Below are 13085 nucleotides of genomic sequence, written 5' to 3'. Positions count from 1 at the left end.
CCTCCCACCGCCGCGCCGCCTGCGCCAGCTCGCGGTGCACGGCCAGCCCGCTCCGCTCGCCGTCCAGCCATTCCCGCAGCCGTGGCCAGGCCCGTAACAGGCCCACATAGCTGATCCGCACCGAAGCCGGTGTTCCGGCGGAGTCCCGTCCATCAGCCCCGCCGGACACCGGCTCGCCCGGCGCCTGCCGGTCCGTGATCAGGCCTTCCTTCTGGTACGCCTCCAGCACCCGTTCGATGGCGGCCACCTCGTCGACGCCCCGCCCGGCGACCAGGTCCTCCCCGGCGGCCGGCGCCACCGTGTCGGCGCCCTCGGCGTCCAGCCCCACGAGCCGCAGGAACACGTCGGGGACCACGTCCTGATCGCCCGGCCCGAGCCGCAGGTACACGGCCTCGGCACGGACACCGAGCGGCGGATCGTCGATGGGCTCGGGAGGAAGCAGCCGGCCCTGCTGCGACTGCGGGACGTCGAGCAGCGACATCAGGAGCTGGCGGGCGTTCGGGCGGTGCTCGGGATCGGGGTGCAGTGCGGCGGCCACCAGCGCGCGCAACGGCCGCTCGAACCGCTCCCCGTGGCCTAATCGGTCATCGGGCCCGTAGGCGGCGAAGACGAGGAGCCGCCCCCAGGCGTGCACGTCCGCAGCGGGTCCGCTGTCCGTGTACGAGCCGCCCGCGCCCTCCGCGGGCCGCGGCCCGGCGCCCGGCGCCGGCCCCGGCCACAGTCCCAGGCCGACCAAGCGCGGCCCCTGGGCGCCCAGGATCACCTTGTCCGGGGTGAGCGCGCCGTGCACCGCGCCTGCCTCGTGGACCGCCGCCAGCGCGGTGGCGGTGGCGGCGGCCAGCCGGTAGAGGTCGTCACCCGCGTAGGGCCCGTGCCGGTCCACGACGTGGCGCAGGGTCGGGCCCTCGATGTACTCGCTGACCACGTACGGAGGCTCCGCGTCCAGGCGCGAGGTCACCACCGCGGCGACGGAGAGCGAGTGGACCGCGGTCGCGGCGGCGAGCCGGGCGCGAGCCGTGGCGTCCGGTGGGCACGGCATGCCCAGCGCATAGCGGGCCCCCGACTCGTCGTAGGCCTCGCGGACGATGGTCCGCCCGCCGCCGTCGAGCCGGGCGCCTAGCCAGTAGCCCCCCAGCCGATCAGTCATGCGGGATCGGACGCCGCCTCTCTAGGTGCGATTCAAGCGAGACCGGTGTTCCGGCCACTCCTCTTCGAGGATGCCGAAACAGACCGTGTCGCGCCAGGTTCCGTCGGGCCTCTTCCGGTGTCGCCGCAAAGTGCCTTCGTGGAAACCACCGATGCGCTTGATGGCGTTCTGGGAGCGGAGGTTGAGGTGGTCGGTCTTGAGCAGGACGCGGTTGTAGCCGAGTTCGAAGGCGTGGTCGATGAGCAGCAGCTTGCAGGCGGTGTTGACGGCGGTGCGCCACACCGCGCGGCCGTACCAGGTCCAGCCGATCTCGACGCTCGCCTCGAAGCCGGGCACGTCGGCGTAGGTGGTCCAGCCGACGGCCCGCCCGGACTCCTTGAGCACCACCGCGAAGGGGATGTGCTTGTCGTCGTGGATCAGCCCCAGTGCGACCTTCCCCAGGTCCTCCTCCGACCGCGGGGTGGCGACGGACAGCCACTGCCAGACCTCGTCGTCCCCGCCTCCGGCGGCGAACAGGTCAGGTATGTGGTGGAGGGCGAGCGGCTCGAGCCGGACGACGTCGTTCTCGAGCACCACAGGCGCAGGCAGCTTCGCGGTCATGGCGGCAACCCTAGAGGACCCGCAATGTCAGGATTATGGCCACATGCCGGTTTTTGTGGGAAGCCACCTGTCGACACTCATACCGGCCGGTCGGTAGGCTCACGGCATGGACTTCGCCTTTGACAATGTCACCGAGGACCTGCGCGGGCGTCTGCTGCGCTTCATGGACGAATGCGTCTACCCCGCCGAGCCCGCCTTCGAGGAGCAGGCCACCACCAGCGGCTGGGGTCCGCCGCCGCTGATGGCCGACCTCAAGGACGAGGCCAGGAAACGCGGCCTGTGGAACCTGTTCCTTCCGGGGGAGCATGGCGCCGGGCTGACGAACCTGCAGTACGCCCCGCTGGCCGAGATCATGGGCCGAAGCCCCACCATCGCTCCGACGGCCACCAACTGCGCCGCGCCCGACACCGGCAACATGGAAGTCCTGTCGATGTTCGGCAGCGAGTGGCAGCGCAAGGAATGGCTGCAGCCGCTGCTCGACGGCGAGACCCGCTCCGCGTTCGCGATGACCGAGCCCGACGTGGCCTCATCCGACGCCACCAACATCGCCACCTCGATCGTCCGCGACGGCGACGAGTACGTCATCAACGGCCGCAAGTGGTTCATCTCCGGCGCGATGAACCCCAACTGCAAGATCTTCATCGTCATGGGCAAGACGAACCCCGACGCGCCCACGCACCGTCAGCAGAGCATGATCCTGGTGCCCCGCGACACCCCCGGCATGAACATCAAGCGCGGCATGCACGTGTTCGGCTACACCGACGCCGACCACGGCGGCCACGCCGAGATCGAGTTCCAGGACGTCCGTGTCCCGGCCGAGAACCTGATCGGCGAGGAAGGCGGCGGCTTCGCCATCGCCCAGGCCAGGCTCGGCCCCGGCCGCATCCACCACTGCATGCGCCTGATCGGCATGGCGGAGCGGGCGGTCGAGCTGATGTGCAAGCGGGCGCTGGCCAGGACCACGTTCGGCAAGCCCGTCGCGCAGCAGGGCGTCGTCCAGGACTGGATCGCCGAGTCCCGCATCAAGATCGAGCAAATGCGCCTGCTCGTGCTCAAGACCGCCTGGCTCATGGACACGGTCGGCAACCAGGGCGCCCACACCGAGATCCAGGCCATCAAGATCTCCACTCCGATCACGGTGGAGTGGATCCTCGACAAGGCCGTGCAGGTGCACGGCGCGGGCGGCGTCTCGCAGGACTTCCCGCTGGCCGGGCTCTGGGCGGGCGCCCGCTCGCTGCGCCTGGCGGACGGCCCCGATGAGGTGCACAAACGATCGCTGGCCTATCGCGAGCTGAAGAGGTGGATGTGAACGAGGCGGAGATCAAGGAGCGGGTGGCGGCGTTCCTCGGCACGCACGACCCGGGCGGGGACCGGCTGGAGTTCCTGCGGGCGAGGTTCGACGCCGGGCTGGCGTGGGTGTGGTTCCCCGAGGGGCTCGGCGGGCTGGGGGTGGCCAGGGAGCTGCAGCAGGTCGTGGAGCGGGAGCTGGCCGGCACGCCGCAGATCAACACCGGCGTCCAGGGCATCGGTCTCGGCATGGCCGCGCCGACGATCCTGGCCTTCGGCACGGAGGAGCAGAAGCGGCGCTTCCTTCGTCCGCTGTGGACGGGGGAGGAGATCTGGTGCCAGCTCTTCAGCGAGCCGGGCGCCGGGTCGGACCTGGCCACGCTCGCGACCAGGGCGGTGCGGGACGGGGACGAATGGGTGGTGGACGGCCAGAAGGTGTGGACGTCCGGCGCCCATCATTCGCGGTGGGGCATCCTCGTCACCCGTACCGACCCTGAGGTGCCCAAACACCGCGGGATGACGTACTTCGTCTGTGACATGCACGCGCCCGGCGTCGAGGTGCGGCCGCTGCGGCAGATCACCGGCGAGGCCGAGTTCAACGAGGTGTTCCTCACCGGCGTGCGGCTCCCCGACGAGCTGCGGCTCGGCGAGGTCGGCGACGGCTGGCGGGTGGCGCAGACCACGCTCATGAACGAGCGCGTCGCCATCGGCGGAGCGCCCGTGCGGCGCGGCGGCGGCATGGCCGGACCTGTGCTCGACGCCTGGCACGCGTATCCGGAGCTGCGTTCGCACGACCTGCACCAGAGGCTGCTGGCGCTCTGGGTGGAGGCCGAGGTCACCCGCCTGTCGGGGGCACGGCTGCGCGAGCAGCTCGTCGCCGGGCACCCGGGCCCCGAAGGCTCCGGGATGAAGTTGTCGTTCGCCAAGCTCAACCAGGCGCTGTCCGGTTTCGAGGTCGAGTTCCGGCGGGACCTGGGCTACGACGACTGGACGTTCCGCCGTTCGGAGGACGTCGACTTCTACGGCCGCGGCGCCGGATACCGCTACCTGCGGGCCAAGGGCAACTCGATCGAGGGCGGCACGTCCGAGATCCTGCGCAACATCATCGCCGAGCGGGTGCTCGGCCTGCCCTCGGAACCCCGTGTCGACAAGGACGTGCCCTGGAAGGATCTGCCGCGATGACACTCCTTTATTCCGAGGTCGAGGAGGAGCTGCGGGCGGCCGTGCGCGGGCTGCTCGCCGACCGGTGCCCGCCCGCCGCGGTGCTGAAGCGGATCGAGTCCGGCCCGGGTCATCGCACGCTCGACGACTCCGTAACCCCCATGGGCGACCTGGACCTGTGGAAGACGCTGGCGGGCGAGATCGGGGTGGCCGGGCTGCTGGTCCCCGAGGAGCTCGGCGGCGCCGGGGCGTCGGCCAGCGAGGTGGCCGTCGTGCTGGAGGAGCTGGGCCGGGCGGTGGCGCCGGTGCCGTTCTTCACCAGCTCGGTGCTGGCCACCCAGGCGTTGTTGCCGACCAGGGACGCCCTGCTGGGTGAGCTGGCCGAGGGGCAGAAGACGGCCGCGCTGGCGGTGTCGTTCGCGGCCTCGCCGTACCGGCCGCTGCGTGGCGCGCCGGTGCGGGTCGAGGACGGGCGGCTGTCGGGCACGGTCACCGGCGTGGCCGGCGCGGACGTGGCCGACGTGGTGCTGGTGCCCGTGGACGGCGAGTTGTACGCGACCGAGGGGGCGGCCGTCGAGGTCGTGCCGTCGCTCGACCTGACCAGGCCGGTGGCCACCGTCACGTTCGACCGGACTGAGGCCCGCCGGGTCGGGGCCTGCGACCTGGCCGGGGTGCTGCGCTCCGGCGCGGCGCTGCTGGCCTCCGAGCAGCTCGGGGTGGCCGAGTGGTGTCTCGACACGACGCTCGCCTACGTCAAGGACCGCCACCAGTTCGCCCGCCCTGTCGGCTCCTTCCAGGCGATCAAGCACCGGCTGGCCGACCTGTGGCTGGACGTGGTCAGGGCCAGGGCCGCCGCCAGGAACGCGGTCGCCGACCCCTCGCCGGTCTCCGTGGCCGTGGCCCAGTCGTGGAACGCCGCCGTGGCCGTACACGCCGCCGAGGAGGCCCTGCAGTTGCACGGCGGGATCGGGATGACGTGGGAGCACCCCGTGCATCTCTATCTCAAGCGCGCAAAGGCCGCCGAGATCGCGCTGGGCACGCCCGGCGACCACCGGGAGGCGCTGGCCTCACTCGCCGGCGTCCCCGGCCCCGAGTGAGGCGAGCAGCAGGTCGGCGAAGTGCTTGCCCACCTGGGCGCCGTTCAGCGGTCCGTCCGCGTGGAACCACGTGCCCAGGTGGTGCACCGAGCCGAAGAAGTAGTCCACGACCAGCTCGGCGGGGACGCCGTCGCTGAAGACGCCGGTGCGCTGCCCTTCGGCCACCAGGTCGCGGAACCGCTCGTGGTAGCGGCGGCGCTCGGCACGCACGGTCTTCTGCGTCTCCGGAGCGAGCAGGTGCATCGACCTGAAGAAGATCTTGGAGTCGTCCAGGTTCGCGGTCGTCGTCTCCACCACGTCGGCCGCGGCCCTGTGCAGGCGCTCCTTCACCGTGCCAGGGCCGTCGGCGATCTGCGTCAGCCGGTCCATCTGCATGCGCAGCACCCGGGCGTAGATCTCGTGCAGCAGATCGTCTTTGGAATCGAAATAGTGGTACATGGCGCCCTTGGTGACGCCGGCGGCGGCGACCACCTCCTGCACGGAAGTGCCCTCGAACCCGCGCTCGGCGAACAGGCGGGTCGCCTCGGCCAGCAGCCGCTGCCTGACCGGTTCCTCTTTCACATGAGTCACGGGCCTAGCATACCGACTGGTCGGTTGCTGGCCTTGCCGGTTCGAATCACGTCACCTTAGGCTTGCCTTGGTTCGGCGACGGGTATCCCTTGACCGGCGAGGGATCTTCGGCGTGGCAGATCCTGTCTCATCTACTCATTCGGGGAGTTTGCCGTGCCCGGTGGCTCTATCTACGTGCAGCCCAGCGAGAAGTACACAGGGAATTCCCCCCAGTGGTGGTACGAGAAGTTCTGGCGCGAGGACGCCCAGAACCGGCGCAGGTCCAGGTACATCAAGGCCGCTGTGGGATGCGTCATAGGCGTGGCGCTGGCGATCAGGTTCGATCTCACGAGCGCGGCCCCGTTCATCGGCCTCTTCCTCGGCGGCCTGGTCGCCGGGGGCGACTGGTTCCTCGACTGGCGTTCGTTCCACGCGACCGCGGTCTGGCGCGGGGCCAAGCGCGGTGAGGCGATCACGGCGAGGCTGCTGCGCAGGTCGCTCGGTAAGCAGGGCTACCACGTGCTCGACGGCCGCGCCATCCGCGACCAGGCCTCGATCGACCACCTGGTGATCGGCCCGGCCGGCGTGTGGATCGTCGACAACGAGTCCTGGAGCCCCGACACCGAGATCGCCTGCTACGCCGGGCGGCTTTTCTTCGGCGAGAAGTACGGCTCCAAGGAGGCCAAGGCACTGGTGGGAGCCTCCGAGGCGTTCGCCGAGCTGCTGAGCCGCGAGACCGGCATCCCGGTGACGATCTCCCCCATGCTTGCGGTGCACTGCGGGGAGCTCCCCAAGGGCGGCATCCTGGTGGCCGAGGGGCTCACGCTGCTCAGGCCGCGGCTGGCGGCCAAGGTGATCAAGGCGGCCGAGGGCCGCGTGTACACCGAGGAGCAGATCGAGCTGCTCACCCGTACGGCGGCCAGGGCGCTGCAGAAGGTCTAGGCCAGCGTTTCGATGAACGCGGTGAGCTGGGCGACGTTGCGGCACTCGTACATCGGGACGACCGTGCTGTAGTCGCCCGCCACCGAGTCGCCCGTGTCCCACTGCCGTCTCGGCTCGGGGTTGAGCCAGTAGGCGTGCCGGGACCTGGACACCAGGGACTTGAGCACGTCCAGGGCGGGCGGCTGGTAGTTGGACCGGGCGTCGCCGAGGATGAGCAGCGAGGTCTTGGGGCCGATCGCGTCGCCGTACCGCTCGGCGAAGCGCTCCAGCGAGTGGCCGTAGTTGGTGCGGCCGAAGCGCACCATGTCGGCCTCGTTCGCCAGCCTGGTCATCGCCTCCACCACGTCGGCGCCCGGCACGAAGAACCGCGTGATCTCGTCGACCGTGTCCACGAAGCCGAACGCCCGCACTTTCGTGAACTGCTCCCTCAGCGCGTACGTCAGCAGCAGCGTGAAGTGCGCGAACGATGAGACCGAGTCGCTGGTGTCGCAGAGGATGACCAGCTCAGGCTTGTGCGGCCGGGGCGGCCTGAAGTGGGTGGTCAGCGGCACGCCGCCGCTCTGCAGCGAGGCCCGCATCGTCCTGCGGAAGTCCAGCCGCCCGCGCCGGCCCTTCCTGTGCTTGATCGTCAGCCGTGCCGCCAGGCGCCTGGCCAGCGGGTAGACCTCCCTGCGCAGCCGCGCCAGGTCGGCCTTCGTGACGCGCAGGAAGTCGATCTGGTCGAGCGGAGGGCGTACGGCGGAGCGGGCGATGCGCTCGATCCCGGAGTCCTCGGCGATGCGGCGGCGCACATCGGTGGCGACGGCCTCCTCGAAACGCCGGACGCCGGCGTTGACCTGCTGGCGTACGGTCTTCTCCGCCAGGCCACCGCGTTCCTGGCCGGCCAGGACGTTGCGGAGGATGCGGGCCATCAGCGTCTCGGGGGACAGGGCACGCATGACGCTGTAGGAGAACCAGCCCTGGCGGCCGGGGCCGGCGGCCTGGCGGCCGAAACGCTCGACCATGGACTGGGCGAACTCGCGCATCTCCTGATCGATGCCGCCGGTCAGAAGGCTTGCGAGGTGGTCGCGGAGCTCCTCGACGGTGGCTTCCTGCGGATTGATCGCCTTTTCCTGGCGTTCGGCGTACATGCCGGTTGTCGCCGCCGGAAACCACAGGTCGAACAGCACGTCGAACCCCGGCCGGTACGCGGGCTTCTTCACCAGCGTCGCCGCGTAAGCGGCGCGCAGCGACTCCCGGTCGGCCAGCTCTATCACCCGCAGCGCGTGCGCCGCGTCCAGCCCCTCCGCCACCGACACCGGCACCCCGGCCGCGCGCAACGCGTGCACGAAGCCCACGTGCCGGTCGACGAGAGAGTCAGGCATCCGGCAACCCCAGCTCCTTGACCGCCCGCTCATGGTCGGAGGCGTGCTTCAGCACCACGCCCAGGGTCCCCGCCACGGTCGCCTCGTCCAGCTCGTCCCGGCCGAGCGCCAGCAGCGTGTTGGCCCAGTCCACGGTCTCGGCCACCGACGGCGCCTTCTTCAGCTCCAGCGCCCGCAGCGTCGCGACCGTCCTGGCCAGCTGCTCGGCCAGGTCGGCCCGGATGGTCGGCACCTGGCTGAGCACGATGTCCCGCTCCCGCTCGGGGGTCGGGTACTCGATGTGCAGGTAGAGGCAGCGCCGCTTGAGCGCCTCGGACAGCTCGCGCGTGGCGTTGGAGGTCAGCACCACGTACGGGCGGCGGGTCGCGGCGATGGTCCCCAGCTCGGGGATCGTCACCTGGAAGTCGGACAGCAGCTCCAGCAGCAGCCCCTCGACCTCCACGTCGGCCTTGTCGGTCTCGTCGATGAGCAGCACGGTGGGGTCGTCCGACCTGATCGCCTTGAGCAGCGGCCGCTCCAGCAGGAACTCCTCGCTGAAGATGTCGTCGTCGTCGCTGGTGGCCTGGATCCTGAGCAGCTGCTTCTTGTAGTTCCACTCGTACAGCGCGCGGGCCTCGTCGAGCCCCTCGTAACACTGCAACCTGATCAGCTCGGCCCTGGTGGCGAGCGCCACCGCCTTGGCCAGCTGCGTCTTCCCGACCCCCGCGGGCCCCTCGACCAGCAGTGGCTTGCCGAGCGCCGCGGCCAGGAACACCGAGGTGGAGATGGCGTCGTCGGAGAGGTAGTCCACGGCGGCGAGCCGCTCCGTCACGTCGGCGGGCGAGTCGAACATCAATGCTCCTGTCTGGCGGCACTCCAGGGCCGAACTTTATTCTAGCCGCAGAAGCCCGCCTGATACCGATTCGACCAGGATGGGGATCACCGGTATATTCCTCTGCAGGCGCCGCTAGCTCAGTTGGTCAGAGCAGCTGACTCTTAATCAGCGGGTCCGGGGTTCGAGTCCCTGGCGGCGCACCCGTTCAAAACCCCAGCTCACTGCGGTGAGCTGGGGTTTTCGGTTTTCGGAAGCTCTCGGGCGAGGTCGAGGGTAGGCGTCGGTTGCTCTTCGGCACGGTCAAGGTCCGAGACGACCCCAGCGTCCAGGCCAAGCCCGCCTACCTGGCCGTCGGCATCGACGCCGACGGCGAGAAGCGCGTGCTGGGCATCTGGCCGGCCAAGATCCCGCTGGAGGCCGCGACCGCCGGCGAGGCCGCGTTCCCGTACACCACCGTGCAGACCCGTGTCGTTCACATGATCCGCAACGCGCTGCGGCCGGTGGCTCGCCGCGACCGGCGACGACGCCGCCGTCAAACTGCTCTGGCCTCGACATCGCCTATCCAGGACGGATCAGGTGAATAAGGCCCTTCATCGCCCAGAAATGGTCTTTACACGCCTGAAGTGACAAGCTCGCCACCTCCAGAAGAAGCAGTTTCTACGCGTCGTCGGGGAAGTGGCAGATGGCTTTCGCCGGCAGAAACCCGTGCAGCTCTTCGAGGTAGCCGTTCAACCTGTCCATCTGCCGGCGTGCCGCTGCGGTCTTGTAGGCGGTAAGAGGATCCAAGCGTCGATCCTCTATCGCCTGACGCTCTGTTTCGTTGACGAAGGGGCCGAGCTCGCTGGAGTAGAGGTCTTCACGGTTGACCACCGGGATCGCGTCACGGGGATGTGTGATCCATCTGTCGCTATGTTCATAGTAATATTCGTGTTCTTGCCGGATACACGTGGCGGAGTCGAATCCGGTCCACGAGAGCGGGTTGGCATAGAGCAAACTGCAGTCGCAGTTGTTGCCGCCGAACTCGTGATCCCAGATGGGGTCCTCAATCAAGCTGCCGACACTGGCGTCGGCGAAGCACGGGTACACCTCCTCGCCGAACCAGCGGATGCCCTCCCCGACCGTTCCTACGGCAGCCGCCAACTCTATGACTGCTTTCCGGAGCACGCCAAGTTCCCGAACCGCCTCTTTGGCGGCGTCTCCCCCCCAGGCATCGGCGAGCTCCTGACCCCTTGCGGTGACAGTGGAGACGGTCTCCACCAAGGTGTCCGCAATGGAAATGAGTGCTCTTCCGGACGTTCCCGCAATCTCTCCCTCTATGGATTCGATGCGGGCATGGTATTCGTTGCCCCTCTTCTCATAGCCGAGGGCGAACCGCATCTCAAGGAGAGCGTCATCCGGTCTGATACCATTCTTATACCAGGCTGTCTGCTTGGTCATGTCATATCACTCGTCATCCTTCTGGATTACCTCGAGATCGCTCAGAGTGGATGCCTCTTCCGCTAGTTCGTATTCCTCGACACTCTGAGCCAGTCTGGCGATATAGGAGGCGTAGGACTTGAAAAACTGCTCGAGTGACAGCACCATGAAATCGTGAAAGTGATTGACGGCGCCGATATTAGCGAAATCATTGAAATCGTTGCGCGGGCCTCCCGGAAAGTTTCCCAGGTCGATTCCCGGAGGGAATTCGCCGAACCTGGGCATATCGAGGAGTCTGGCGGGCTCGGCTCCCTCCTCCAGGCCCGCGAGATAGCCGTCCTCGGATCTGGGCCAGACCCGCAGCGGGGTATATGCCTCCAGGTCGGCCAGCAATGCGCGTGCGACGTCTCTTACCGCGGAACGATCGATCTCCAGGCTGTCCAGCGCCTCCGGCCAACTGGTCGGCCCACCGTCAAGTGCCCAGGCGCGCCACTCCGGCATTTCCGCGTCGGAGGTTGCGTCGAGATTCTGCCCGTCTACTCGGTGACCGGGAGACCATGAACGTCCAGGCCCCCATACTTGCGGCAGTGGAGTCGCTTCAAATGAAGGCTCGGTCATTTACTACTCCAGCAGGTGTGCGGGTCGAGCCACGCGGCGGCATCCGGGCGGGCGTGGCGGCACAGTAATCTTCACTGCTAGCGCATCACTAGCGCGCGAATAGCGCCACCCATGCAAACTGTGCCATCGGGCCGACCACGACATCCGCGGGAAGGCGATGGGTGGCCCGTCCCGCTGCGGAATGCCCGCGTCACTCCGTCGTGAGCACCCACGATCGCCGGTCGCCGCGTACGGGGCCCGGACCCGTCCCCGGCCGTCCACGCCCAGCTCCACGCTCTCGGCCCCGTAAGGAAGCCCCACCCCGTTGATCTTGTACTCCCTGATCGTCTCATCGACGTTCGGCGCCAACCCCAGGCCGACGAACGGAAGCTCCTCGACGACCCATCCGGCGACGGCGGCCATTCTGGAGCAACGCCTGGGCGAGCACGACCGGCGTCGATGTGCTCCACTTCCATGGCGTGATGGCAGTAGCCGGACACGCGAGGCTCGCGGCTGTCCAGCAGAACCTGGATGTCGCGGGGCCGCAGCAGCTTCTGCGCCACCGGCGCTACCGCCCCCGGCTCGGCCGCGAGCGTCACGACGGGCCAGGCGACCGGCCAGGTTCCCTCGGTCATGCGCCGGCGTGAGACGCTCGTCGAGCGGGCTCGCGGCCTGCATGGGCCGGATCAGCCGGAGACCTTCCACTTGTCGGTGAGCCAGGCCAGGTCCGACTCCTGACGCTCACGGACGAGACGCTCGCGTTCGAACAGCGCCTCGTCTCGGTCAGCACCAGCCTGTACGGCCGGCCCTGCCGCCGGGTCTCATGGCGAACGGGCGGCTCCGCCTCAGTTCCCTGGAGTCGTCAAGGAGCTGGGCCGACGCGTTCGACTCCATGTTTGAAGAGTGAGGTCGACGTCCCGTGGGTTGTTCGTCTCATGCCGTGCTCGGCCACGGTGCCGGGATGCGCACCGGCGTCTCACGTCGCAGACGGTGAGCGGTGGTCATTGGGTCTGGAGGCGGTGGAGGTCGTCCAGGCTCTGACGGTAGAAGGCGAGATCGTCCTCCAGTTTCCGCCTGGTGAGCCGATCGGGCTGGAGCTCGCGGAGCGACCTGCCCATCTCGCTCCAGAACGCCTCCTGGGGCAGCTCGGTGGCGCCGTCGGGGAAGAATTTCAGCGCTTCCGCCACGGCGTCGGCAGCCACCCGCCAGTCGGCCGCAACCGTGTCGAACGCCCCGGCGTCCGAGGGACCGGCGGCGAGGAACAGCCCGCCCTCCAGGGCCCTGCGCGCGTACGTGGCGGCGATGAGCACCCACTGACCGGGGTCGATCAGCTCGGACAGGCCGGAGCCGAAGGTCAGCTGCTCATGCCTCGCCCCCGCCTCGGCCTCGTAGGGAACGAGGACCTCCGCGTCGCCGAGACGCAGCACCCAGCCGTCCTGCTCCTCGGCGACCGCTGCCCGGCGCGAAGCGCCCGGCTCGCCACCGTGGGCCACCAGGTCGAGGTGGACGTACGCCTCCACAAGCGAACGTGCGAGACCGCGCTCAGGCATAGCGGCCCGCCAGGTCCTGGTAGGAGTTTCTGACGACCAGCAGCCGGTCGAGCTGGAACCTGCCGGGCTCGGCCGCCCGCATCCGCCGCCCGCGCTCGGACCAGAACCCGTCGTCGGGCACCGCGTCCACGCCCGGTGGCACGAACTTGACGACCTCCTCGACGGCCGCGGTCGCGATCCTCAGCGCGCGCCGGGCCTCGGCCTGGTCGTCCACCGGGACGTTGCCCGCCGTCAGGTCGGCCACCCACAGCCACTCGCCCGCGTCGAGCAGCTCCGATGGCTCCACCCCGCCGAACGTCGGGTATCCGGCCGGCATCACTGGGCGCTCCGGCAGCCCGAACAAGTGCTCCCGGGGCGTCCCGCACGTCTCGCACGTGCCGGAATAGCGGTTGACCAGCTCCCCTTCGACGTCGACCAGCCCAGTGCGCCAGGTGGTGTCCGCCGATCCACAGGCGCACGGGTGCAGATCGAGGTAGAGATGCGCCTCGTCCCTCGTCCGCGCCACCGCGAATGCCATAGCCGTCCTCTCTCCGGGAGTTCCATCATGCCGGAACACGCGGC

At 69.1% G+C, this 13085-nt stretch carries 14 protein-coding genes, 1 tRNA gene and 1 pseudogene; 7 read left to right on the top strand and 9 right to left on the bottom strand.

Annotation, left to right across the window (positions count from 1 at the left end):
* Positions 1-1147, bottom strand: a 1147-nt coding sequence (locus tag ETD86_RS28750; protein ID WP_484213962.1) for a serine/threonine-protein kinase, incomplete at its 3' end; no start/stop codon positions are given.
* Between the two features lie 21 nt (positions 1148-1168).
* Positions 1169-1747, bottom strand: a complete 579-nt coding sequence (locus ETD86_RS28745; RefSeq protein ID WP_138669287.1) for a GNAT family N-acetyltransferase — start codon at positions 1745-1747, stop codon at positions 1169-1171.
* A gap of 106 nt (positions 1748-1853) precedes the next feature.
* On the opposite strand from ETD86_RS28745, the gene ETD86_RS28740 reads away from it, so the two are divergent.
* From ETD86_RS28740 to ETD86_RS28730, 3 genes are read left to right on the top strand one after another with little or no spacing between them, the layout of a single operon-like run.
* Positions 1854-3056: an acyl-CoA dehydrogenase family protein gene (locus tag ETD86_RS28740; protein ID WP_138669286.1), complete on the top strand. Its 1203-nt coding sequence runs from the start codon at positions 1854-1856 to the stop codon at positions 3054-3056.
* Complete coding sequence (locus tag ETD86_RS28735; RefSeq protein ID WP_138669288.1) at positions 3053-4216, top strand: acyl-CoA dehydrogenase family protein; 1164 nt, start codon at positions 3053-3055, stop codon at positions 4214-4216. The genes ETD86_RS28740 and ETD86_RS28735 overlap by 4 nt, the downstream gene beginning before the upstream one ends.
* Positions 4213-5292, top strand: coding sequence for an acyl-CoA dehydrogenase family protein (locus tag ETD86_RS28730; protein ID WP_138669285.1), 1080 nt, complete (start codon positions 4213-4215; stop codon positions 5290-5292). Before ETD86_RS28735 ends, ETD86_RS28730 begins: the two co-directional genes overlap by 4 nt.
* Here the strand turns inward: ETD86_RS28730 and ETD86_RS28725 are convergent.
* On the bottom strand, positions 5263-5862 hold the full coding sequence (locus ETD86_RS28725; protein WP_138669284.1) for a TetR/AcrR family transcriptional regulator: 600 nt from the start codon (positions 5860-5862) through the stop codon (positions 5263-5265). The genes ETD86_RS28730 and ETD86_RS28725 overlap by 30 nt on opposite strands.
* Before the next feature lie 153 nt (positions 5863-6015).
* On the opposite strand from ETD86_RS28725, the gene ETD86_RS28720 reads away from it, so the two are divergent.
* Positions 6016-6783 carry a nuclease-related domain-containing protein gene (locus ETD86_RS28720; RefSeq protein ID WP_138669283.1) on the top strand — a complete coding sequence of 256 codons (768 nt, stop codon included), beginning with the start codon at positions 6016-6018 and terminating at the stop codon, positions 6781-6783.
* Here the strand turns inward: ETD86_RS28720 and ETD86_RS28715 are convergent.
* Both ETD86_RS28715 and ETD86_RS28710 read right to left on the bottom strand, forming a co-directional pair.
* Positions 6780-8147 (bottom strand): vWA domain-containing protein, encoded by a 1368-nt coding sequence (locus ETD86_RS28715; protein WP_138669282.1) that lies wholly within the window; start codon positions 8145-8147, stop codon positions 6780-6782. The two genes, ETD86_RS28720 and ETD86_RS28715, sit on opposite strands and share 4 nt — an antisense overlap.
* Complete coding sequence (locus ETD86_RS28710) at positions 8140-8979, bottom strand: AAA family ATPase (protein WP_138669281.1); 840 nt, start codon at positions 8977-8979, stop codon at positions 8140-8142. Before ETD86_RS28710 ends, ETD86_RS28715 begins: the two co-directional genes overlap by 8 nt.
* Before the next feature lie 108 nt (positions 8980-9087).
* On the opposite strand from ETD86_RS28710, the gene ETD86_RS28705 reads away from it, so the two are divergent.
* Positions 9088-9161 (top strand) — tRNA-Lys (locus ETD86_RS28705).
* A gap of 99 nt (positions 9162-9260) precedes the next feature.
* Positions 9261-9476, top strand: a pseudogene (locus tag ETD86_RS28700) (transposase); the annotation flags it as partial.
* 142 nt (positions 9477-9618) lie between these two features.
* Here the strand turns inward: ETD86_RS28700 and ETD86_RS28695 are convergent.
* Together ETD86_RS28695 and ETD86_RS28690 are read right to left on the bottom strand one after the other, a co-directional pair.
* Positions 9619-10398 (bottom strand): hypothetical protein, encoded by a 780-nt coding sequence (locus ETD86_RS28695; RefSeq protein ID WP_138669279.1) that lies wholly within the window; start codon positions 10396-10398, stop codon positions 9619-9621.
* A 6-nt stretch (positions 10399-10404) separates the two neighbouring features.
* A complete protein-coding gene (locus tag ETD86_RS28690) occupies positions 10405-10995 on the bottom strand; it encodes a hypothetical protein (RefSeq protein WP_138669278.1) in 591 nt (196 codons plus the stop codon).
* Positions 10996-11505: 510 nt separating this feature from the next.
* On the opposite strand from ETD86_RS28690, the gene ETD86_RS28685 reads away from it, so the two are divergent.
* Positions 11506-11712, top strand: a complete 207-nt coding sequence (locus tag ETD86_RS28685; protein WP_138669277.1) for a hypothetical protein — start codon at positions 11506-11508, stop codon at positions 11710-11712.
* Positions 11713-11975: 263 nt separating this feature from the next.
* Here ETD86_RS28685 and ETD86_RS28680 read toward each other — a convergent pair whose 3' ends face one another.
* Positions 11976-12524 (bottom strand): hypothetical protein, encoded by a 549-nt coding sequence (locus tag ETD86_RS28680; RefSeq protein WP_138669276.1) that lies wholly within the window; start codon positions 12522-12524, stop codon positions 11976-11978.
* The gene (locus ETD86_RS28675; protein WP_138669275.1) at positions 12517-13041 is read right to left on the bottom strand and encodes a hypothetical protein; all 525 of its coding nucleotides are present in this window, start codon (positions 13039-13041) and stop codon (positions 12517-12519) included. Before ETD86_RS28675 ends, ETD86_RS28680 begins: the two co-directional genes overlap by 8 nt.
* Positions 13042-13085 lie beyond the last annotated feature (44 nt).

Origin of the sequence: Nonomuraea turkmeniaca (assembly GCF_005889735.1) — a bacterium.
In the GTDB taxonomy this organism is placed as follows: Bacteria; Actinomycetota; Actinomycetes; order Streptosporangiales; family Streptosporangiaceae; genus Nonomuraea; species Nonomuraea turkmeniaca.
The sequence above is the reverse complement of the archived record's forward strand: the minus strand, read 5'-3'. Positions and strand labels throughout refer to the sequence as shown.

Excerpts from the sequence above, each read along its gene's own strand:
- ETD86_RS28715 (WP_138669282.1), bottom strand. The coding sequence starts at position 8,147 with ATGCCTGACTCTCTCGTCGACCGGCACGTGGGCTTCGTGCACGCGTTG.
- ETD86_RS28690 (WP_138669278.1), bottom strand. The coding sequence starts at position 10,995 with ATGACCGAGCCTTCATTTGAAGCGACTCCACTGCCGCAAGTATGGGGG.
- ETD86_RS28680 (WP_138669276.1), bottom strand. The coding sequence starts at position 12,524 with ATGCCTGAGCGCGGTCTCGCACGTTCGCTTGTGGAGGCGTACGTCCAC.
- ETD86_RS28730 (WP_138669285.1), top strand. The coding sequence starts at position 4,213 with ATGACACTCCTTTATTCCGAGGTCGAGGAGGAGCTGCGGGCGGCCGTG.
- ETD86_RS28695 (WP_138669279.1), bottom strand. The coding sequence starts at position 10,398 with ATGACCAAGCAGACAGCCTGGTATAAGAATGGTATCAGACCGGATGAC.
- ETD86_RS28710 (WP_138669281.1), bottom strand. The coding sequence starts at position 8,979 with ATGTTCGACTCGCCCGCCGACGTGACGGAGCGGCTCGCCGCCGTGGAC.
- ETD86_RS28745 (WP_138669287.1), bottom strand. The coding sequence starts at position 1,747 with ATGACCGCGAAGCTGCCTGCGCCTGTGGTGCTCGAGAACGACGTCGTC.
- ETD86_RS28740 (WP_138669286.1), top strand. The coding sequence starts at position 1,854 with ATGGACTTCGCCTTTGACAATGTCACCGAGGACCTGCGCGGGCGTCTG.
- ETD86_RS28675 (WP_138669275.1), bottom strand. The coding sequence starts at position 13,041 with ATGGCATTCGCGGTGGCGCGGACGAGGGACGAGGCGCATCTCTACCTC.
- ETD86_RS28685 (WP_138669277.1), top strand. The coding sequence starts at position 11,506 with ATGTCGCGGGGCCGCAGCAGCTTCTGCGCCACCGGCGCTACCGCCCCC.